Annotated in this window: 17 protein-coding genes and 1 pseudogene; 11 read left to right on the forward strand and 7 right to left on the reverse strand. The window is 60.2% G+C overall.

The window, feature by feature from the left end:
- The first annotated feature begins 1,098 nt into the window (after positions 1-1,098).
- Positions 1,099-1,935, forward strand: coding sequence for a transporter (locus AWB68_RS34425; RefSeq protein WP_235028647.1), 837 nt, complete (start codon positions 1,099-1,101; stop codon positions 1,933-1,935).
- A gap of 28 nt (positions 1,936-1,963) precedes the next feature.
- Here AWB68_RS34425 and AWB68_RS34430 read toward each other — a convergent pair whose 3' ends face one another.
- Positions 1,964-2,212: a hypothetical protein gene (locus tag AWB68_RS34430; protein ID WP_087648751.1), complete on the reverse strand. Its 249-nt coding sequence runs from the start codon at positions 2,210-2,212 to the stop codon at positions 1,964-1,966.
- Between the two features lie 21 nt (positions 2,213-2,233).
- Between AWB68_RS34430 and AWB68_RS34435 the strand changes: the two genes are divergently transcribed.
- Positions 2,234-3,706 (forward strand): patatin-like phospholipase family protein, encoded by a 1,473-nt coding sequence (locus AWB68_RS34435; protein WP_087648752.1) that lies wholly within the window; start codon positions 2,234-2,236, stop codon positions 3,704-3,706.
- Between the two features lie 546 nt (positions 3,707-4,252).
- On the opposite strand, the gene AWB68_RS34440 is transcribed toward AWB68_RS34435, so the two are convergent.
- Positions 4,253-5,251: an AraC family transcriptional regulator gene (locus AWB68_RS34440; RefSeq protein ID WP_087648753.1), complete on the reverse strand. Its 999-nt coding sequence runs from the start codon at positions 5,249-5,251 to the stop codon at positions 4,253-4,255.
- Positions 5,252-5,394: 143 nt separating this feature from the next.
- Between AWB68_RS34440 and AWB68_RS34445 the strand changes: the two genes are divergently transcribed.
- From AWB68_RS34445 to AWB68_RS34470, 6 genes and pseudogenes are all read left to right on the forward strand, one after another.
- On the forward strand, positions 5,395-5,805 hold the full coding sequence (locus tag AWB68_RS34445; protein ID WP_087648754.1) for a carboxymuconolactone decarboxylase family protein: 411 nt from the start codon (positions 5,395-5,397) through the stop codon (positions 5,803-5,805).
- A gap of 44 nt (positions 5,806-5,849) precedes the next feature.
- Positions 5,850-6,905: a beta-keto acid cleavage family enzyme gene (locus tag AWB68_RS34450; protein WP_087648755.1), complete on the forward strand. Its 1,056-nt coding sequence runs from the start codon at positions 5,850-5,852 to the stop codon at positions 6,903-6,905.
- A gap of 82 nt (positions 6,906-6,987) precedes the next feature.
- Positions 6,988-8,262: an MFS transporter gene (locus AWB68_RS34455; RefSeq protein ID WP_087648756.1), complete on the forward strand. Its 1,275-nt coding sequence runs from the start codon at positions 6,988-6,990 to the stop codon at positions 8,260-8,262.
- A 327-nt stretch (positions 8,263-8,589) separates the two neighbouring features.
- Positions 8,590-8,802, forward strand: a pseudogene (locus AWB68_RS34460) (porin); the annotation flags it as partial.
- Positions 8,803-9,137: 335 nt separating this feature from the next.
- Positions 9,138-10,073, forward strand: a complete 936-nt coding sequence (locus AWB68_RS34465; protein ID WP_087648757.1) for a beta-keto acid cleavage family enzyme — start codon at positions 9,138-9,140, stop codon at positions 10,071-10,073.
- Between the two features lie 230 nt (positions 10,074-10,303).
- Complete coding sequence (locus AWB68_RS34470) at positions 10,304-11,005, forward strand: NAD(P)H-dependent oxidoreductase (RefSeq protein WP_235028648.1); 702 nt, start codon at positions 10,304-10,306, stop codon at positions 11,003-11,005.
- A gap of 655 nt (positions 11,006-11,660) precedes the next feature.
- On the opposite strand, the gene AWB68_RS34475 is transcribed toward AWB68_RS34470, so the two are convergent.
- Both AWB68_RS34475 and AWB68_RS34480 read right to left on the reverse strand, forming a co-directional pair.
- Positions 11,661-13,166, reverse strand: a complete 1,506-nt coding sequence (locus tag AWB68_RS34475; protein WP_087648758.1) for an MltF family protein — start codon at positions 13,164-13,166, stop codon at positions 11,661-11,663.
- Positions 13,167-13,398: 232 nt separating this feature from the next.
- Complete coding sequence (locus AWB68_RS34480; protein ID WP_200828876.1) at positions 13,399-14,811, reverse strand: DUF2252 domain-containing protein; 1,413 nt, start codon at positions 14,809-14,811, stop codon at positions 13,399-13,401.
- A gap of 1,045 nt (positions 14,812-15,856) precedes the next feature.
- Between AWB68_RS34480 and AWB68_RS34485 the strand changes: the two genes are divergently transcribed.
- The 3 genes from AWB68_RS34485 to AWB68_RS34500 all read left to right on the forward strand — a co-directional run bounded on the left by AWB68_RS34485 (position 15,857) and on the right by AWB68_RS34500 (position 17,976).
- Positions 15,857-16,471 carry a dioxygenase family protein gene (locus AWB68_RS34485; RefSeq protein ID WP_087648759.1) on the forward strand — a complete coding sequence of 205 codons (615 nt, stop codon included), beginning with the start codon at positions 15,857-15,859 and terminating at the stop codon, positions 16,469-16,471.
- Positions 16,472-16,711: 240 nt separating this feature from the next.
- Positions 16,712-16,882: a hypothetical protein gene (locus AWB68_RS34495; protein WP_374729637.1), complete on the forward strand. Its 171-nt coding sequence runs from the start codon at positions 16,712-16,714 to the stop codon at positions 16,880-16,882.
- A gap of 632 nt (positions 16,883-17,514) precedes the next feature.
- Positions 17,515-17,976, forward strand: a complete 462-nt coding sequence (locus AWB68_RS34500; RefSeq protein WP_087648761.1) for a CHRD domain-containing protein — start codon at positions 17,515-17,517, stop codon at positions 17,974-17,976.
- 43 nt (positions 17,977-18,019) lie between these two features.
- On the opposite strand, the gene AWB68_RS34505 is transcribed toward AWB68_RS34500, so the two are convergent.
- From AWB68_RS34505 to AWB68_RS34520, 3 genes are all read right to left on the reverse strand, one after another.
- Positions 18,020-18,712: a cytochrome b/b6 domain-containing protein gene (locus tag AWB68_RS34505; RefSeq protein WP_087648762.1), complete on the reverse strand. Its 693-nt coding sequence runs from the start codon at positions 18,710-18,712 to the stop codon at positions 18,020-18,022.
- A gap of 18 nt (positions 18,713-18,730) precedes the next feature.
- Positions 18,731-19,357, reverse strand: coding sequence for an NAD(P)/FAD-dependent oxidoreductase (locus AWB68_RS34510; protein ID WP_235028649.1), 627 nt, complete (start codon positions 19,355-19,357; stop codon positions 18,731-18,733).
- Positions 19,358-20,349: 992 nt separating this feature from the next.
- The coding region (locus AWB68_RS34520) for a transposase (protein ID WP_200828877.1) at positions 20,350-20,820 on the reverse strand (471 nt) is incomplete at its 5' end.

Raw genomic sequence — 20,820 nt, forward strand, 5'->3', positions numbered from 1 at the left:
CGCCAACATAAAGCCGCGTGACCGGCCTCTCCCTGACCTCTCGCGTCAGACCGTAGCCCCTACCGCGCGAGCGGTTTCGTTCGACGGCTCACTGCCGCCGGTCGCGCTTTCAGGGGTTCAAGGGCAGGTAACAGCTTGGTCCGGTCATCCGAGCCGGTTTCTCGGGGGCAGCAGCTCGGCCATTGTTGACATTCAAGCATCTCCTTTCGTAAAGCAGCTCCATGCCGCTTTCCGGCTGTTCGGACCATCGGGTTCGCGAGTGACCGGTCCCGCCTGCCGCGAATGCGTGCTGACGACCCCATTGCCGCCGTTCGACCTAGCAGCACTTCGACGTCGGCTTTCAGGCCGCAACCGACCCTCCCGATATTTGGCGGATCTTTATGACTGGTCTCAGAACAATCGAATAGACGCTGACACCCCTTTACTGCTAATCGCGTCCTTAAGCGCGACCGTCGCTTGTACCGACGATTGCCGCAGTTCGCCGTTCACAGAACGCACGCGACGCTTGTCCGGAGTTTTCTCGTGGCAGGCTCGTTCCGGAGAAGTCACACGATCGGACGACACCTGTAAGGCATTTTGACCGATCGCATTTCGACAGAGTGCGCGGTCGCAGACCGGAAATCACGGTCGCGGCGCAGTACTCGGTTGCATTACCTCAGTCGATTGCTGCTTCCCGTTAGCGAGACGGTCTTCTGGTAAAACAGCGCTTGCCGGGTCACCACTTTCTGCCACGTGCAACTTCTCCGGCCAGCACACATTGCTGATGAGGCACACTTGTCCACGCGTGTACCGGACCTTGACGTATTGCTCGGACAGGCGCATTTCTACCGTTCCGCAGGCTCGATATTCTCTTGGACGTCAATCGCGCGCATCCGGCTAGCACATCGGGTCAAAATGGCTGCTCCGTATGTCGCTCAGTCTGCACCTGGCGTGCGCGAGGAACTCATGACAACGCCGCGAGCGTCGATCGACTCGCATTGCGCAGTCCGTGCCGGACGCCCTGCGGATTGCAGTTCAACGACAAGAAATGTTTGGCGCCTTCAATCTCGGTGGGCGGGAATAGCGCTTCTCTGGTCCGTGATGGCGTCCGCGCAGGAAATGGAACCGCGTAGCTATTCGGCCGTCCCGATTGGGACGAACTTCGTGGTGGCAGGCTATGCTCGATCGACCGGCGACGTTACGCTGGACCCTTCGTTACCCATCACCGATCTTCAAGCCCGAATCAATGCGTATTCACTCGGTTATTCTCATAGCTTTGACGTCGCGGGACATGTCGCCAGCGTTGCTGTGTTGCAGCCCTATGCCAATGCGTACCTGACGGGGAATGTAGCAGGCGTGCCTGGTCAGGCTTGGCGTTCGGGGCTAGGCGATGTACGGTTTCGGATTGCCGCGAGTCTGGTGGGTGGTCCCGCGCTCACGCCACAGGAATTTGCCCAGCGTAGCCCGACCACCACACTGGGTGCCAGCCTAAGCGTGGTCGCGCCGACCGGCCAATATCAGCCCGCCCGTATCATCAATGTGGGTTCGAACCGATGGGCGTTCAAACCTGAACTGGGATTGTCCCAGCCAGTCGGCAACTGGTTTGTGGAGGGAGCCGCTGGAGTGTGGGTGTTCACCGACAATTCGGACTTTTTTGGTGGCAAGCGACGAAGCCAGGCTCCGCTGGCCGTATTCCAATGGCATGGAGGCTATACGTGGCGGCCCGGACTGTGGATTGCCGCAGACTTTACGTATCTCACGGGCGGCCGGACAAGCGTCAATGGCGTCCAGAACCAGGATCTGCAAGCCAGTACTCGTTACGGGGTAACGTTGTCGGTTCCTCTTGCTGCACAATGGTCAGCCAAACTCGCATGGTCGAGCGGGTTGTCGACACGTGTCGGGGGAGATTTCCAGACCGTGTCGGTCGCGCTCCAATACCGCTGGTTCGATCGTTGACTGAATGTGCAAACACTCGTGCGCGCCACTATTTCGCGGCACGGCTGGTGGCTTCCCCGCTTGTCGGCGGCAGATCCACCTCGAACTTGCCACCGATGTCCTCCATCAGGCGCCGGAAACCAGGCGACGCGATGATTATCTGAGACCACAGGACAGGTAGAATCACCAGAGGTGCCACCCAGAGCCGACGCAGCGCTCTAGCCTGGCACAGCGGCAGTTCCCCGTCGATGGCCGCACGGCTTACGCCGAGAAGTACGCTGACAACCGTACGCAGCATGGGAACCGATCCGGAGGACCGATGACTCGATGGCCGACACAAATATGGCTGGTGCTTGCATTGTTGCTCTTGGTCGGCGGCTGCGCTAGCCGTCCCATCAACCCGCCGATTACCCACGCCGATCCGAATACCGGCTATCGATTTGTCACGCGCCCGCAGTATTCGACCGACAAAGAAAGCCTGGTGATACTAGCCTTTTCGGGCGGCGGCACGCGTGCTGCAGCATTCTCGTACGGCGTCCTCGAGTTCCTGCGGAACACCAAAGTCGTCGCACCGAACGGCAACGAGTCACGCATGCTTGACTATGTTGGCGTAATTACCGGCGTGTCGGGCGGAAGTTTTACGGCCCTCGCCTACGGCCTCTACGGTGACAAACTCTTCGACGATTACGAACAGCGCTTTCTCAAACGAGACGTACAGGGGGAGATCACTTCACGCACTTTAAACCCGACGTACTGGCCGTCACTATGGTCGAGCGGCTGGGGTCGTTCGGAACTGGCGGCCGATTTGTACGACGAGATCCTGTTCGACGGCGCGACGTTTGGTGATCTTGATCGCGGGAAAGGCCCGTTCATCATCGCATCGGCCACGGACATTTCCACCGGCGCCCGTCTGCCTTTTACGCAGACCACCTTCGACGTGCTCTGTTCGGATCTAAATGGGATACGTCTTTCCCGTGCGGCTGCCGCATCGTCGGCAGTACCGGTGGTGCTCTCGCCCATTACGCTCAACAATTACGGCGGCACTTGCGATTACACGGCGCCCGCCTGGCTCAAGCCGTTTGTCGACTCCGTCGACCCGCCTAGACCTGCCGCACGCGCGACCCGCCATTTGAAGGAGGAGGCGGAGTTTGATGACAGCGTCAACCGGCCATACCTCCATTTCGTAGACGGTGGCGTTTCGGACAACCTCGGCATGCGGAGCGTACTGGATTCCCTCGAGATCATGGAAGCGCTGCAGTCCATCGATCAGCCTACGCCACTGGACCATATACGCAGGATCATCGTCTTCGTCGTCAATTCACTGTCCACGCCGAAGACAGGATGGGACAAGTCGGAGTCGCCGCCGGGGACGCTGCAGATTTTGGTGAAAGCGGCAGGCGTTCCGATCGACCATTATTCCTATGAGGCGACTGAACTATTGAGGGACAAGCAGGCTCAGTGGCAATCCATGCGCCGAATTCGGGAGTCACATGCATTTGCTGCGAACAAGGATACGGCTGTAACCAAAGCGTTGCGCACGCCGGACACCACGATCTATGCCATCGACGTGTCGTTCGCCCAGTTGACGGACAAAGCAGAACTGGATTACTTGAACGAGCAGCCGACTTCGTTCTCCCTCTCTGCCGAGGCCGTCGACCGTCTGCGTGCCGCTGCGGGGACGATCATCATGGCGTCCCCCGAGTTCCGGCGGCTGCTGCAGGACGTCGGGGGCCGAATTCTGGCCGACCCGACGCACAGCGGGGCGGCACCACCGGTGCCCGCGGCAAAGTAGTGCACGTGGACTCGACGGACATTGTCTGTAGCCAAATGGCCGGTAGCGGGGGAAGCCGACGTTCGAACGTCACTGTGAAAACGTGCGCCACCGTCCGCAGATGGCCGACGGCTGCCTTTGGGTGCTGGCTCCGCAAAGTCGACCTTTTTCACCGTGATGTGGAGATCATCTTTTGGCTGCTTTCGCCGAACATCGCGAACCGCGGCTCTCGGCCAGCTGCGGACATTCATTCCGTCGCGAAGCGAGGCATTCGAACGCCCGCTCGACCTCGAAAGCGGCCGTTTAGCCATGACTTGGAAATCTGGTATATCCAGAAGCATTGCTCTCTGTGACGCCGTTTGGCGGACGTCCCAAAACGTGCATCATCTCAACGTGTTGCAAACGGCACTGGCAGACAGCGCACCTTATCTGAAAGGTAACCTGAATAACCGAAAGGAAGGGCGGCGAAGACGGAAGCCACTGCGCAACCCTGGTTGGAGTATGAACCCACGGACCAAAGTGCTTGCTTGCGAACCCGACGCATCGCCGGCCGGCGTGACTGCTTCGCTATCGATTTTTACCGCGCCACGTCGAAACACTGCAGCCGAAGTGGCTGCCGAACCAGCGGGAAAACGCACTCAGCGACGAGAAGCCAAGCAGCGTCGCGACTTCGGACAGCGGCCGATCGCGGCTGTCGACGTACCGCATCACCAACTCGACCCGCACCGCGTCAACGATCGACGAATAGCTGGCGCCGCATTGCGCGAGGTGACGATGCACGGTCCTGCGATCCAGGCCCAGATGCTGTGCGACCCGTTCGACCGAACATTCGCCTGACGGCAACAAAGCCAAGACCAGTTTCTGTACCTTGTCGGCCATCGTTGCGTTGGACTGCACGAGCATCGAATCCAGATAGCGGTGCACCAAGTGCGCCATGACTGGGTCATAGGTTGGAATCGCCGCGTCGAGATCCGATGCGATACACACGATGCCGTCGAAATCCCGCTTGAACTCGAGGGGGGCGGCGAACACCCGTGCGTGCGTAGCGACGCTCGCCGGAGCATCGTGCGTGAAGCAGATGCTGCGCGGTTTCCAGGTGGGGCCAAGAATCATGCTCAGTAACCGGTATAGGACGCCTAGCACGAGCTCGACTGCCTGGCGCACCGAGCCAGCCGGCAAGCCCATTATGTCTTGCCGGATGATGGCGATGCCTTCCGTTTCCTCGATGCGCATATAGAGGGCTTCGTTATGGAGTCGCAGATAGTAGCTCGTCGATTCGAGCGCCTTGCGCAGCGTCGGTTGTCCCTGCACGACGAAACCGAGCGGGCCAAGGATCGAGAGCTGCCGGGTCTCGGCCAATCGCAGCCCGAAATCCTCGATCGCCGCGGCCTGTGCCGATGCCTCTAGCAGGCGTCCTACCGCCTCGGCCGGAATCATGATGTCGGGGTCCAGCAACGCCGACCGATTGATCCCGGCAGCCCTCAACTGCTGATACGGCTCCAAGCCGACCGATCGCGCGACCTCCACATAGTTGGTAAGACTCGCGCTACGCAGTTGGTAGGACATCGTCGCGTCTCCGGGTGCCCCAAAATGTAAATCCAATGTCCCGGAACGTCAAACCGGGATTTCCAGATCCCCGATACTTGGTTCCACGCGTACGGCACAGCACCCCGGTGCCGCGCCCTTCCAAAAAGTCGAGGAGAAGAACCATGAGCAACAACGAGACGCGCGCCAGCGCCACCCCAATCTGCGATCAACTGCGCTCCAGCGGCGACTGGAATCCCGCATGGGATGCCTTTGCCGAGCTGGATCCTGCGTGGGCCGAGAAGTTCATGGCAATGGGTATGCACGCGGTGCTGTCGGGTGTGCTGGAGCCTAAGGTATTTGAATTCCTCGCGATCGCGGTCGATGCGTCATGCACGCACATGTATGCCCCGGGCACGCGCAGGCACATCCGCAAAGCACTTCAGCTGGGCGCCACGAAGGAGGAAATCGCCGCCGTCCTGCAGGCCGTCAGCGTCCTCGGAATCCATTCCTCCAGCCTGGGGGCGCCGATTCTATTGGAAGAACTAGAGGCTATCGAGTCGACCAAAACGGCTGGCGCCCGCGCTGCCGCTTGACTGATACCCGTCCATTCAACGATACACAGAAGAGAACCACGAACATGCATTTCTTAGACGACTCCCTGCTGCCTGAAAACCAGGAAAAACTCGTGATCCAGGTCGCGCCGTACGGACCTCAATGGATTCCTGCCGATTCCGACGATATCCCCGTGACAATGGATCAGCAGATCCAGAAGGCGGTGGATTGCTATAACGCCGGAGCCACCGTGCTGCACGTGCATGTGCGCGAGGACGACGGCAAGGGCAGCAAGCGACTTTCAAAGTTCAACGAGATGCTCGCAAGACTGCGCGAAGCCGTGCCGAAGATGATCCTGCAGGTCGGCGGCTCGATCTCGTTCGCCCCGGAAAACGACGGGGCCGCCGCCAAGTGGCTTACCGACGACACGCGCCACATGCTGGCGGAACTGAATCCGCGTCCGGACCAGGTGACTGTCGCGATCAACACCAACCAGATGAACGTGATGGAATTGATGACCGAGGCCGATGTTGCCGGCACCTCGCTCACCAATCCCGCCTTGCAGGCCGCCTACCGCGACATGATCGTGCCGTCCAACCCGTCGTGGCATGTCGAGCACATCAGGCGTCTGGTCGCGAGCGGCATTCAGCCCCACTTCATGCTGGGCAACCTGACGCAACTCGAAACAGTCGAGCGCCTGATTCGTCGCGGAGCCTATACCGGCCCGCTAATCCTGAACTATGTCGCCATCGGCGGAGGTGCGGCCGGTTTGCATCCCGCGGACATGCTTGAGTTCGTCCGTCGTACGCCGCACGGTGCCGTGCTTACGCTCGAAACGCTCAACCGCAATGTGGTGCCTATGAACACGATGGCTATCGCGCTCGGCCTGCACGTGCGCGTGGGTATCGAGGACACGCTCTTTGGCCCGGACGGCGAACGTGCGACCTCCGTTCAGCAGATCGAAAAGATGGTGCGCATCGCGCGCGAACTCAATCGCGATATAGCAGGCGGCGACGACGCCCGGCGCATCTATCAGATCGGCACTCAATGGGACTGCGCCGACGAGACGCTCACACACTTGGGCATGGCGCCGAACCGGGCGCCGGCAGGGAACAGCCGAGCCCCACGCAAGGCTGCTTGATCGGGGATAGCGAGGCGTGACGCCGCAACGCACGGCTGTGCGCCTCGCTTCGAACCCCAACCTTTTGAGGCATGGAGACACGATGTTCTGGAAGAAAAGCCCATCTGCCGTACTGGCATCGCTATTGGCGATCCATCTGCTGGCCCACATTGACCGCAACATCCTGCTCGGATTCTCGCCGCAGATCATCGGTGAGCTCGGACTCAGCAATGCCCAGTACGGCGTTCTGGTCGGTGCGGTGTGGGTGCTGAGTTTCGGCACGATGGCCATGTTCATGGGAACGCTGGCGGACCGCTTCAGCCGTACCCGCATCATCGCGGCCGGTGTATTGATCTGGAGCATCTGCACCTGGGCGTCGGGGCATGCTCACAGTTTCGAGCAATTGGTGGTGGCAAGATTTTTCGTGGCGAGCGGCGAGGCGGCACTCGTGCCCGCCGCGGTGGCTCTGCTTGCCGAACTGTTTTCCGAGAAGAGACGAGGCACCGCAATGGGGCTCTTCTTCATGGGCATCCCCCTCGGAATCGGTTGCAGCTTTCTGCTCGCTGGCACTATTGGCGCCACGAATGGGTGGCGCACGACCTTCGATGCGCTGGGCATCATCGGCATCGGCATCGCGTTGTCGCTGACGCTGTTGAAGGAAGACCGCAGCCAGCTCGCACCTCAGGAACGCGGCGCAGCCTTCCTGCCGCAAGTACTCGCTGCGTTGCGCTTCGTTGGTGGAAACCGCGCACTGCGCTTCACGATCATCGGCTTCGTGCTGGTACATCTGGTTTTCGCCAGCCTGTCCTTCACTCAGTTGTGGCTTGTCAACGAGCGCGGCATGAACGCAGCCGGAATTGCCACCCGCGTCGGCGCGCTGCAACTCCTGTTTGGCACGTTGGGCGCCGTGGTGGGCGGGGTGATGGGCGATCGCCTAGCCGGCAAATTGCCGGGCGGACACGCGAGATTCATGGTCGTGCTGGTCGCGACCTGCGCACCCCTGATGATCGCCTGTCGGTTCGTGGCACCCGATTCACCGCTGTTCTACGCAGGCATGTGCGCGGGATTCTTCCTGCCGTTGGCGCTGTACGGGCCCGCCAACACCGCCATCATGAGCATGACGCCGCAAAGCATGCGCTCGACGATCTCTGGCTTCACGATGCTGTGCATCAATGTATTCGCGATCGCCATTGGCAACCTGGCCGCAGGCATGGCTGTGGACTATCTGCATAGGTCGGGCGCCGCGGCCCCGTTGACCGGCGTCCTGCTCGCCACGGACGCGGTGGCAATCACGTCTGCCCTGTTCTTCGCACTCGCCGCGCGCGCCTCGGGTACGCGGCCAGTGATCGAGACGGACCTGCTCCAAGTTGAAAGATGATCGCGATGAAGAATCAACGTCGCAATCTGAAAGGGCGGGCCGTCCTGGTCGCCGGCGCCGGTAGGCGACCTGGGCCGTGTTATCGCCACCGACCTCGCGAGGGCGGTGACTAGCCCGAACGGCGTTTTGGCGATATGCCCGGGAGAGCGGCATGAGCCAGAGCGATGGGATTCGAAACCCCACATCAATATTTCCCGAATGGATCATCGCGGCGCGTTCTGCCAAGGCTGTTGGAGAACGCGGCTGGAGATCGGCCGTCGGGACCGGATGAATGACCAAGGTGCGCAATAGCAGACCACGCGAACAGGATTCGGACTATCCGTTGACGTCATGTTGAAGGACAGGAACAACTCGACGAACAAGTCGACCGAAGTCGCGGCGGGTGCCGAATACAGCCTTTCCAAAGCCACGCTCGTCTATGGACAAGTGGGCTACGTGAACAACCGGGGCACCATGACCCAGACCATCACCTACGGCCAGCCGGCGGCGCCCGGTATGGGAACGACCGCGGTCATGTTGGGCCTGCGCCACTATTTCTGATCGACCCCTTGCGACCGCTCGCGGATATTCGTATGAGAGCCGGTCGACACCGTGGGCGCTTCTTGCCCTCAGGACCCGGCGCTTTGAGTCGAAGCGCAAGTCACCGCAACCTGCAAGCAATGAGATGAAGTCCCTAACTACCTTCGGCGCAATCGGCGTCATCGCCTTGGCCACCTGGCTTTTCATACAGGCTGCCGAGCACAGTCACGAAGTTTCGCTTCCGGTCACGCTCAGCGCGGTTAAAGACCTGGTCGAGCGCTAACTGAGCGGAGCATAGAGCCACGCGAGCTGCCCGATGCAGCAACGCGGGCACAACAAATATCTGGAGACAAGACATGAGCAAACAGAAGATTATCGTGACAATCGCGCCGACAGGTGGCATGGCATACAAGTCACAAAGCCCCCATCTACCGACGCAGCCCGATGAGATCGCTCGCGACGTGTACGACTGCTATAACGCGGGCGCCAGCGTGGTGGCAGTGCACGCACGCCGCCCAGACGACGGCGCAACCTGTGATGCGTCGATCTACCGTGACATCAACCGTCGTATCCGCGAAAAATGCGACATCGTTATCAATAACTCCACCGGCGGTGGCGTGCATGGCGACATGATTGCGCAAGGCCCGAACGGCTATTGGGAAATTCTGTGGGAAGAGCGTCTCAAGGGCATCGATGCCGGTGCGGAGATATGCACGCTCGATGCGACAACCATCATCGCAAGCTTAGGCGGCAAGGAACTGCTGATGCACACTTCGCCGGAGCGCTCGAAGTATCTCGCGCAGGAGATGAAGAAGCGCGGCATCAAGCCGGAGTGGGAAGTTTTCAGCCCGACGCATATCGTCCAGGACGTCGCGACTTTGACAGCGGCGGGATTCGACGAAGAGCCATTTTTCATCAACCTTGTCCTTGGTGTTCATCGCGGTTTTCAGAACGCGATGCCATACACGCCGCGTGTGCTGCAATCGATGGTGGACCTGTTGCCGAAAGGGAGCATCTTTTGCGTCAGCGGTATTGGGCCCGCGCAGTTGCCCGCGGCGATGAATTCGTTGCTGCTTGGCGGCCACGTCCGTGTTGGGTTGGAAGACAATCTGTACTATCGTCCGGGCGAACTGGCGACTAACGTTCAACTGATGGAGCGGATCGTGCGCCTCGTGCGCGAGATGGGCTTCGAGCCGGCAACGCCAGCCGAAGCGCGCGAGATCATGGGACTGCCTCGCAAGGGCGACGTGCGGCCCGAGTTTGCTCCCATACTGGCTGCGGCCGACCACTAGAATCCGGCTTGCGGCTATGCACCGCAAAGTTCCACGCATGTCCGGTCTTGTGCGTGTTAATCACGTTGGCCTTCGACTCTCCATACAACCCCGAGTACGAACTCCGTATGCACGGAAGTATTGGAATGTATGACCACATGCAGTGCGGGGCGAGCGATCGCCATAGTAATCGAACGGTCTTTGTCCCTGCCTGGCGGCAGGGGGGCCAACAGGAGTCGAGTAGAAAATGAATGTACTTGTTGTCCACGCTCATCCAGAGGTTAAAAAGCGCCGCCGTTGACGTACTGACTGCGGCCGGCCACAGCGTTGAAGTCACCGACCTGTATGCACTTAACTTTAATCCAGTAGCCAATGCTGCCGATTTCGGGGTTCCTCAGAACGGCGACTATCTTGTCTATGCCCTCGAGCAACGGCACGGACTTGAGACAGGAACACTGTCAGCCGACATCCTGAATGAAGTCGAAAAGGTCCGCCGCTGTGACCTGCTGCTTCTGACGTTTCCCATCTATTGGTTCTCCATGCCCGCAATTCTCAAAGGCTGGATAGACCGGGTTTTCGTCTCAGGAGCGTTCTACGGTGGTCGACGTATCTATGACCGTGGCGGAATGATTGGAAAGAAAGCACTGGTCTGCGCCACGCTCGGCAGCCGGCAATCGATGGTTTGCGACGGCGGGATCCATGGTGATCTCGCAATGATGTTGCGACCTCTCCTGCAAGGAACCCTTGGCTATGTTGGCTTCGACGTTCTCGACCCGTTCTTTGCGTATCACGTGCCGTACATCCAATATCACGAGCGTCTCGATATCCTCGATGCCTGGAGGGCTTCGCTCGGAGCACTTGAGCACAGGCCCGCGATGCAGATGCCAACCCTGGCCGAGTTCGACGAGACGTTTTCGCGACGACTGCCGGGCAAGGGCTTGCGGAACGCGTAGATTTTTCGAATTTCGACTTTAGGAGACAACCTTGAATACCCTTTCAATCGATGCAGACAACCAAGAGAGCGTGACGGGACGGTCCCAGCCTTCCGTCTATCACGATCTGTGCAGGCGAAAAGGTCGGCAGTTTCGCTACCCCGGAGCCTCACGCGAGTATGGACCCGAGCGTGCGGGCGATGCAAACACACGCTGTGCGGAAGGTTAGCAGTTTCCCGGAATTGTTGGCGGCCTCTCCAGGATCTCCGTTTGAAACGGTATCCTAATGAAAAACTGAATCAGTTGGCAACCGGAACGGAACTCGACGTGGACGTCATGTCGATGCACTGGAAGTAGTTCTCGCAGAGGATGAACGTCGCACACTCGCGCACCAACTCAGATATCGATTTTTCACCTCTGGCGAGCTCCTTTGGTGCGCCGTCCGCAGGGGCCGATTGTCGTGTTGCACACGGTTCCGTTTTGTCCAACACGCGCTCGCGCTCAGATCTTGAGAGGCGACACCTTGGTTCCCGCTGCAAAGCTCCAATGGGTTTGGGCGCGCTGGATCGACTTAACTTCAGCTTTCATCTGGGCCGTCTGCCAGTTTGGCAGAGCCGGCCCTTATGCTTCAATGAGTTGGTCGATCTCAATCGCCTTCCACCACACTTACGTCCTGTCAATTCGGCGGCTGCACCTTCTCTAGTGCCTTGGTTCTGGCCGCTTGAGCGTCAGCGATCAAGCGGTATGCGGCGTAATACTTAAATATGTTGCGTACGTACGTCGTGGTTTCGATCCCGATCTTCTCCGCGACGACGATTTCGACATTGTTGAACCACTTGTCCGGATCCAGCCCGCGGGCCGCGGCCTCCTTGCGCATCTTTGCGATATTGGCCGCTCCCGCGTTATAGCTCGCGAAGGCAAACAACGTGCGATTGTCATCGTCGAAGTGCGCGTCCGGAAAGTAACGTGTCATCAGCCGATCCATGTATTTCGTGCCCGCATGGATGTTGGGCTCGGTTATACCAATGTTGCCGACTGCCATTTCCTTGCCTGTTCCCGGCATCAACTGCATGACGCCGACCGCGCCAACGTGACTGCGCGCCGACTGGTTCAGCTGCGATTCCTGATAGCCTTGGGCGGCCAGCATCAGAGGGTCGAAGCCATACTGCTTGCCATACTTCTCGAAGAGGGTAAGTGTTTCTTCGAAACGCTTGCGCTCCAACGCACCCGAAGCATCAGTGACTTGCTTGATACGCTTTATGAACTGTGCGAGCCGATAGTCGATGAGGCCCTGCTTTTTGACAACCTCGGTATAGAAATCTGTCACCGCAGCCTGCAGTTGCGGGCTGTTCTTCCTGATCGCCCAACCCACATAGCCTCCGCTGCGTACCACCAGATCCTCCCGAACCTTGATCTGAGGCAGAGCTTGCGCCCATAGTTCTGCTTTCCAGTCGTCGACCACTACGATGCCGAGCATTCCCGCATTGAGCATTTCGAGCGTGTCCTCATCTTCGAGTGCGTCGGGCAGCAGCGTGATCTGCATGACCGGCTTGCCCGCTTTCCTGAACCTCTCGTTCAGCGCCGTCAGACTCTCGTAGTAACTCGTTGCCTTGCGTACATACACCTGCTTTCCTGCGAGGTCGTCCAGGGTTACGATAGCCGGAGCGCGAGGACCGGTCACGATCAGTTCCCGGACCGGCTTGCGGTCACGCGGCGCAACAAAGTCGACAAGCTTGCGCCGCTCATCGGTTGCCGTCAGGTTGCCCGCCGAGATATCGCCCAACCCCGTCTGCAGGTTCGTCAGAAGTTTGTCCCGGGTCGTTGGGATCAGAAAGACCGTCACCGGGCGTTTGCCGAGCTGGCTGGCGTAGCGCATGTTGACGTAACGTTCGAAGTCGCGCGCGAGTTCAGCGGTCAGGCCACGTTCCCTGCCTTTGTCGTTGAAGTACAGCGTACGGCTGTACGGCACGAGAAAGCGGATCGAGCGGCGCTCGAGCATTGCGTCGAAGTCGCCGGTCCACGGCTTGACCGCGAGGTTCAACTGCCGGGCTTTCGCGACAACAGCCGGGGGCGACGATGCTTGCGTCACAGCGGACGCACTCGGTTCCGACGCGGCTCGCGCCGACGACGAGAGCACCGAGATCCCGAGCAGCAAGGCGGCAAGAAAACGAAGTCTCGTCATGACATGCCCTTCCCTTCTGAACGACAATCCGGTAAATCAAACCGCCGCCGTTCAAAACGTGGCGCGTTTCGAATCCGTGATACTGCGTTCCGCCGCGCGCCAGCCTGCCCGTCAGCAACGATCGTCTGCCATGCCCTCGCCTTAACGCGGCCTGTCGCATCGCTGAGATCGAGCACGCTGGCAATCCCATGTATAAGTAAAGACTACCAAGGCATGTGGTTGGTGCAGGACGCTATTCCTCAACGAGAGCTTCCAGCCTCCCAGCGCTTACCGCCTTCACCAGCGCCCCGTGGTCTCGCTCGGTCTGATCTGCATAAGCGATGGCAAACGTGCCGATGGCCTCGTCAAACGCGTCGCCCTTGCCCAGATAGCCACTGATGCTCGTGGCATCCCCGGACTTGGCATGGGCGCGGGCCAGGGTCCAGCCACAGAGCCCGGCATAGCGGTTGATCTGCGCGGGGGTGACTTCCTCGGTGGGAGCCGACATCTTCATGTCCCGCAACTGGCGCACAAAAAACTCGCGGCCTCGCTGCCCCCGCAACCATCCCAAAAAGATGTCGCTGGAAGACTGCATCAGCCGTTGTCCCATGACGACACGCTGCCCCTGATTGTCATATTGGCTCTTTCCCGCATAGGGCTCGAGGACCGACCTGCGCTCTTCCTTGAACTGGAGAATAAGGGGATGGTCTTCCTCGTCGAAAAGCAACCCGATGAAACAGCGGGTGCCGACGCTGCCAATACCCACGACCTTCACGGCGAAGTCCTCCAGGTGGTAGCGATCCAGGAGGACACGGCGCTCATCAGACAGTGACTGCCGATAGTCGGCCAGTGCCTCATGAACCCGTTCCTCGAAGCCCGGGTCACTGACATGGAAGAGAAGCGGCGGTTGGTCGACCAGGCGGCGTCGCCCTGCCACTTCACCGACAATCTTGGGGAAGAGGTTTTCGACAACACGCTGGCGAGCTTTTTCTGCCAATTGCTCGCGGGTCTTTTTCACCTTTTCATCGGGTGCCATCGCAATGAGGGTTTTCATGTCCAGGCGTGTGTACCAGACTTCGAGAGGATTCGTCCGGGAATACTCGCGCAAGTGTTCCCGATAGGTGCGCACGCACTCCAGGACGGCTTTCCGGGAATCTGCATCCGGCAACCGATTATCGCGTCCTGCGATCGCGAAACTGACGGCCAGCCGTTTGAGATCCCATTCCCAAGGCGCCGGCAGCGTTTCATCAAAGTCGTTCAGATCGAAGACCAGATTGCGTTCCGGAGTGGCAAACAGGCCAAAATTCAACAGGTGGCAGTCTCCACAGGCTTGCACCCGAAGACCTGTGCTTGCGGTAGCCGCGAGATCGTGGGCCATGAGCGCGGCCGAGCCGCGCAGGAACGTGAAGGGACTGCGGAGCATGCGGCCATAGCGGATCGGGACCAGTTCCGGCAATCGGTCCTGGTTCGATTCCTCCAGAATCTCTATGGGATCCCGGCGCTGGGCCGATGGTGTCCACTCGGCGTGGCTGCTGCGCGGCACCTTATCGCGCAACGCCCGACCGGCGGCGAGACGATCTGCCCGGGAGCGAAGAACCGGGACATCCTCCGCGACGATATTGACTTTGGTCTTAGCCTTCCCATGGGCCTTCACGATGGTTTCCATGCTCGCCTCCTCCTGGCCGGCTCGCGCCGCGGATTATAATTTTTTGTATGACGAATCGTACAGTAGCCAAGAGTGCTGGCGAGCGCGCACACCACGATCGGCCTTGGCACGTCGTCGGCCCCCTGGTGTTCGTGCTGTCAGCTATCGTGCGGTCGATATGTGTCGTCAACGCATCCACGCGTCCAAGGGTTCGGGCATGCGAGAAAAACCCAGCGCCCTCGGCTCGGGAAGCGGTTTCGAGCTCAGCTCGGGCATGGACCGCTGGTTGTTTCTGTTCGGAGGCAGAAAGAGTAGGCGTGAGGAGCGGTGGTCAGCAGCAAGACCGATACCCAGGTAGCCCTGGACGTGCGGCGCAACAATATATTAGTTATCAATTTATTAACTCCTTCTGCTCGAATACCCTCTCAACACCTAGCCTCCCGCATAAAGAATAGTGGTTTACAGAATTTTTTCTATGCGATTTAAGATTGCCTACAAGCACGGGTGCCGCAGGTGAAAACGGCGTCAGGACGCAGGGGCGAGTACCTCCGCGCGCTGTTCGCAAGTGGAGCGTCATTTACGAACGCCGAACTTTCGGGACGAGCACGAAAGGACGCTTCCGATTGACCTTCAGCGGCCTCCACTTCGCACGTCCGATGGCTGCTTCGGGTCCGTCAACGAACATTCGACTTCCCCGACAGCGGCCATTCACGATTGACAAATTCAGCCGGCCATTGAATGACGGCAATGGGATCCTCACCTGCCGCTGTCATGTCATTGAACCAACGACCGGAATGGCCGAACCGCTGCCCTCGGGAAGCCGGCCTGGGTGATCGGACCACTCGATTCCCGCCGTTGAGCGCCAGACAGCGTGACCGGCGGGAGCGGATCGATTACGGCCGGTCGCGGCCTCGCGGCCGCCTCACCCGACCCGAAGTTTCGGCTTACCATGGTGGGCACTGGTGCAGGCTCTGGTAACTTCGACGGGACCCGCACGGACGCCCGTCGACTCCGCTGCGCGGATCGCGCCGCGTGTCGATCGAGCGCGATACAAGGAGGGTCCACGATGCGCGCACGAAGCGTGAGCTGGGGGCGGCGCGATTTTCTTCGCAGGTCGGGTGCTGTGCCGTCTACGTTGTTGCTGCTGGCGCTTGGAAGAGCCGACGAAGGCCGGGCCGACGCAGTTTCACCAACGCCCGCTTGCGACGACGGTCACGGGTCGACGCCGCGGCAGACGGCAGGCCCATTTTTCCTGCCGCACTCACCGCAGCGCACATCGCTGATCGAAACGGGGATCAGTGGACCGAAGATCGTCCTGACCGGGCAGGTGCTGTCGACACGATGCAGGGCGGTGTCCGGGGCTTTGCTCGATTTCTGGCACGCTAATGACGCTGGGGACTACGATGTCGAGGGGTTCCGGCTGCGCGGCCACCAATTCGCCGACAGCGAGGGACGCTATCGCCTCGAGACTATCGTGCCGGGTCCGTATCCGGGACGCACACGACACTTCCATGTGACGGTGCAGGCGCCAAACGGGTCCCCCCTCACGACCCAACTTTACTTTCCGGGCGAGCAGCGCAACGCTCGCGATTTCCTGTTTGATCGCCGACTGTTGATGACGATCGATGACCAGGACGGGCGCAAGGCAGCCCGGTTCGACTTTGTGCTCCCGTTCGCGTAGCGCTAGTCACGGATTTCGATGACCCGGGCATTTCATTCCGGTCAGCCGAAGATGCCCGCGTCGAGATCTCTCGTCAAATGCTGTAGCCAATCGCTTTCATCGCATAACGGGTATTCCTTCGTTGACACGGTAGAGGATGCCTGGTCGGCGGTCGATTAAGGTCAGGTTAAGGCAGCGGTCACCGCCGGCCCTGACACGATATTCGCTGTTAAACATGGTCGACTCCCAAGTCTGCGAATTGTGAGCTCCTACCAGTCGCAGTCACCAAAACCTCGGATCGGCATTGCGGTGCGAAAGGGAAACAGCGAACTGCTTGAAAAAATAAATCGCTCTTTGGCCAAGCTCGAAGCAGACGGCACGGTCAAAGCGATCTTCGTCAATGGTGTCGATGATTGGGCGCCGCCGAAATAGGACCGTCGCAGAGGATCGGGCTGCACAGGATTGCTGCTTAGATTAGTGGGCTCGCCTGGGTTGAGGATATTCGGCCGTTGCCGAGACTCGGTTACCGGCATTGGTGAGGCAGCAGCAAGCAATCGTTCTTTCGTGGCTCACGTCCAGAGCTAAGTATTTGCCCAATCTGTTCATGATCTGCCCCACCTCTCTGATCGTCATCAGCCTGCGCGGTAACGCCTATCCGCGCGCGCTGGGCATCACCGCCGCGACGTTCCCGGCCGACGGCTTGGCCCTCGGCGCATGCCATGCCTTCCATCGTCGGCCACGAATCTCAAAGCTAGCAAATCCCACTCGACATCCCGCAAATCCATGACGCAAAAGCGTTGCTGAAAAATCCCGTCTCTTTCCTTGGGTTTATTGTGCCGGCGGCTCGCTTTCCGAAGGCGTATTTTCAGTTTTCGGAGGGGTGGACAAAATGACCGGGCTCAAGCACTTCACGACCAGGGCTTTCCGCACACCACCTGGAGTTACCGGCGGCGTGCGTCTATCCTTGTCTCACCTCTTTGGTTGCCACCGGCGCCGACGAGGTCTTCCGCACTCTTGGACAATGGTACCGCCCAGCAAGGGCAAACCCAGAAGGAGAAAAGCAAATGTCACGATCCATCTCGCAGCGCGCTTTCGTGGTGTTCGGTGGCCTGGCCTTAGCGGGTACGTTGACCTTGGCGCAAGCGGCGCCGGTCTCATTTGAAGTGCCGTTGACGGGCGCCCAACAGGTTCCGCAGGTGCAGACTCCAGGCAGCGGCAGCGGCGCCCTCACGTACGACCCCAGCACGCGGGTCGTAACCTGGAAAGTCAGCTTCAGCGGATTGTCGAGCCAGGCCACGATGGCGCATTTCCACGGGGCCGCCCCGGCCGGCAAAAACGCCGGCGTGAAGGTCTGGCTCTCCCAGAAAGGCACCATGGAGGTGACGAGCCCGATCAGCGGTCAGGCCACGCTATCCCCGGACGACGCCAAGATGTTCGAAGCCGGTGACATGTATATCAACGTTCACACGAAGAACCATCCGGACGGCGAGATCCGCGGCCAGGTGGTGCCGCCGAAGAGCAACTGACGCAACCACTGTAGCGGCACCTTGAGATCAGTTTCGCGGCAAGCTAGAGATAAGCCGCGAGCAGCATCACCACGGCCGCGCCGACGCCGAGCGGCAGCAGCGCCAGCAGCGCTGGCGTCTGCCGCGGCGCGTCGATGGATGAGGGCAACGGCTTGTAGCCGGTTAGCATCGGACGCAACAGGTTGTGTCCCTTCGCTACTGCGTAGAGAGCGATCACGAGCACGTGCAGCGCCACCGCGGCGAGCAGCACGTCCCAAACAAGCCCGTGCAGCGTCGAGATAGCGTTGGCGAGCCACACGGGCACCACTTCGCTCAACGGCCCCTCGTCGGCGATGTCATTGTTGACGTAGAGCCCGCTCAGCGTCTCGACCAGCAACAATGCGAGCAGCAGGAGGACCATCCAGCCGCCGGCCGCATTGTGGCCCACCTGCACATCCGGCTCGCGGCGGAACAGGTGACGCAAATGACGAAGTGCAGCCGCGGGCGACGCCACGAAACTGCGAAAGCGCGCGGTCTCACTGCCAAAGCAGCCCCACAGCAGCCGCGAAATAACCAACGCGAGCAGCGTTTCGCCGACCCGAACGTGCCAGTCGATCCAGTTCAGCTTCAAGGTGACATAGGCCGCCGTGACCAGCACGACCACCAGCCAGTGAAACAGTCGCACCGGCGCGTCCCAGACCAGCACCGGGCGGCGGACAGGCTGTGTCGGCTGCGTGACAAGTTCGTGGGCATCCATGTGTCGCGCCTCCGTCCGCTAGCGGCGGGAAGAGATACAGGCCCGGGATGAACACCAAGCCGGAGCATAGCGCCGCGGTGACGCAGTATCCCATGATGTCCCGTACGCCACGCCCCCGCAATCGCGAGCGTCGGCAGCGCCCAGAATGGTTGCACTTATTGGTCCATGCCCGCCGAAAGCGACGGCTAGTTGGGCGGGATTAAAATACATGTCATCGCCAATGCGCATCACGGCCACAACTCCCGTCGTCTCAAGAAACGGGTTGAGCCGGTGGGCCGCATCCAGGGAGAGCTCCTCCACGTCCAGACCGTGGCGCCGGCCGCACAGAATGTCTTCCTGAATGACCTCGGCATCTTCTGGGCGCCGCGCAACCTTGAGGCTGCCCGACTGCACCCAATCCAGGGGCTGGCCGGTGTCTCCAGAAAAGCGCCTGATCTTGCTTGCCGCCATCGTGATCAAGTTGATCATCAAGTCACTCTTGCGCAAGCAGATCACCATGCCAGCCGCTCGAGGAGAAGTCTGTGAGCCGATTTCATGCCGCTCGAGAAGCGCGACGCGGTGGGTGCCCCGTTTGGCCAGATGATAGGCCGTAGCCGCGCCAAGTCCACCGGAGCCAATCACGATCACATCCGCGGACTCGGCCATTGCTGTGTCTCCCGTCGGTCACGCCAGTCGACCCGTCGACCTGTCGGCCGGGGACGTTTCAACCATGATATGCCCCAGGAACGGGACTGGGGACGGCCGCAAAGTCACGAATGACCGTTGCACCCTCGCGCCCGGCCATTGGTGGCTCGCGCAAGCCTGCGCGAATTCCATCACCCGGTCGAATACCAAGGCATCCACATTAGCCCATTCGAGCAGTGGCGAAACGAAGTCATCGGCGTCGATGTAGAGTTGCGTGACCGTGTCCGCATCCCGCCCGGATCGCGCGAGACCAGAAGGGCAGAGGGGCGCTTCCGGCCGAGGCTGATTACCAGCGGGCACAGCGCGTGCCGCAAGGTCTGCGGTTGGCCTCAGGGTGGATTGTCGCGACCTCGACTTGTTCGATCCTTAGCGTCCTGCTGACCGCCACACGGGGCTGACTGGCACACCGTCCAGACCGACGACAAGGGGGAAGGGCCACAAGACTGCGGGATTCGTCCGCTCGGGTGCTGGCGCGCGCTTCGTGCCGCATCCGCATGTGGGCCGCTTCCCATTGCGAACGAACCTAACCGGCAGGACCTTTTCATTTCCGCATCCGCACAGGAAGACCCAGCGTGCGCCGTTCTTCCCGTGGTTGACGTAGCGGAGTGCCCTGAGACATCCCCATGTTTGCCCGGTCCAATCGACCGTGCCTTGGTGCTCGCTTTTGCGCGCAGCTATCTCTTTCATACGCGCGTCATCAAGTGAGTCTCGGGCGGCCATGGCGTGGGCCAGCAAGCGGGCGTGGAAGACTTCCGGTTGGTCGCGACGGGCACTGGCTTGTTCGATGATTCGGGAGCGGCTTCGTGGTCGTTCTGACCGGTTTCCGGTTCATCGAAAAGGTCCGTCTGGTCCAGCGAGTTCGTGTGCATGTTCGTCCTGCGTTTCGGTGAGCCCCACGCTGCATCTCTACGGCATGCCGCACCGCGCCATTGCCGCACCGCGACACTGCCGCCTTAGTCCGTTGAACCAGATGAATCGCACCGGATGCGGCGCTTGGGTTCATCGTACTTCCATTTCAACGGTGCGGCTTGCTTGTTGTACTGACGGATATAGCGCATGAGTTTTTTGTCGAGGTCTTTGGTGCTGGTGAACACGCTGCGCGTGATGACGTCGCGCTGAATTCGAGCAAACCAGTTCTCAACCTGATTCAGCCATGACGAATAGGTAGGTGTGTGATGCATCGTGACGTTCGGATGATCGAGCAGGAACGTCTGTACAGCCGGTGTTTTGTGGCTGCTGACGCTGTCGCAGATCACGTGAATTTCTTGCGTGGCGCGGTGGGCCGACACAACCTCAGTGAGGAGGGCGACGAACTGGGCACTGGTGTGGCGCGATGCAGTCTTGCCGCGCCCGGGCGAGAGTGGCAACATCCGGTCCTTGCGGTCCAGCGCCTGAATCGCGGTCTTCTCGTCCACGCAAAACAC

It is taken from the genome of Caballeronia choica, assembly GCF_001544535.1.
GTDB lineage: Bacteria > Pseudomonadota > Gammaproteobacteria > Burkholderiales > Burkholderiaceae > Caballeronia > Caballeronia choica.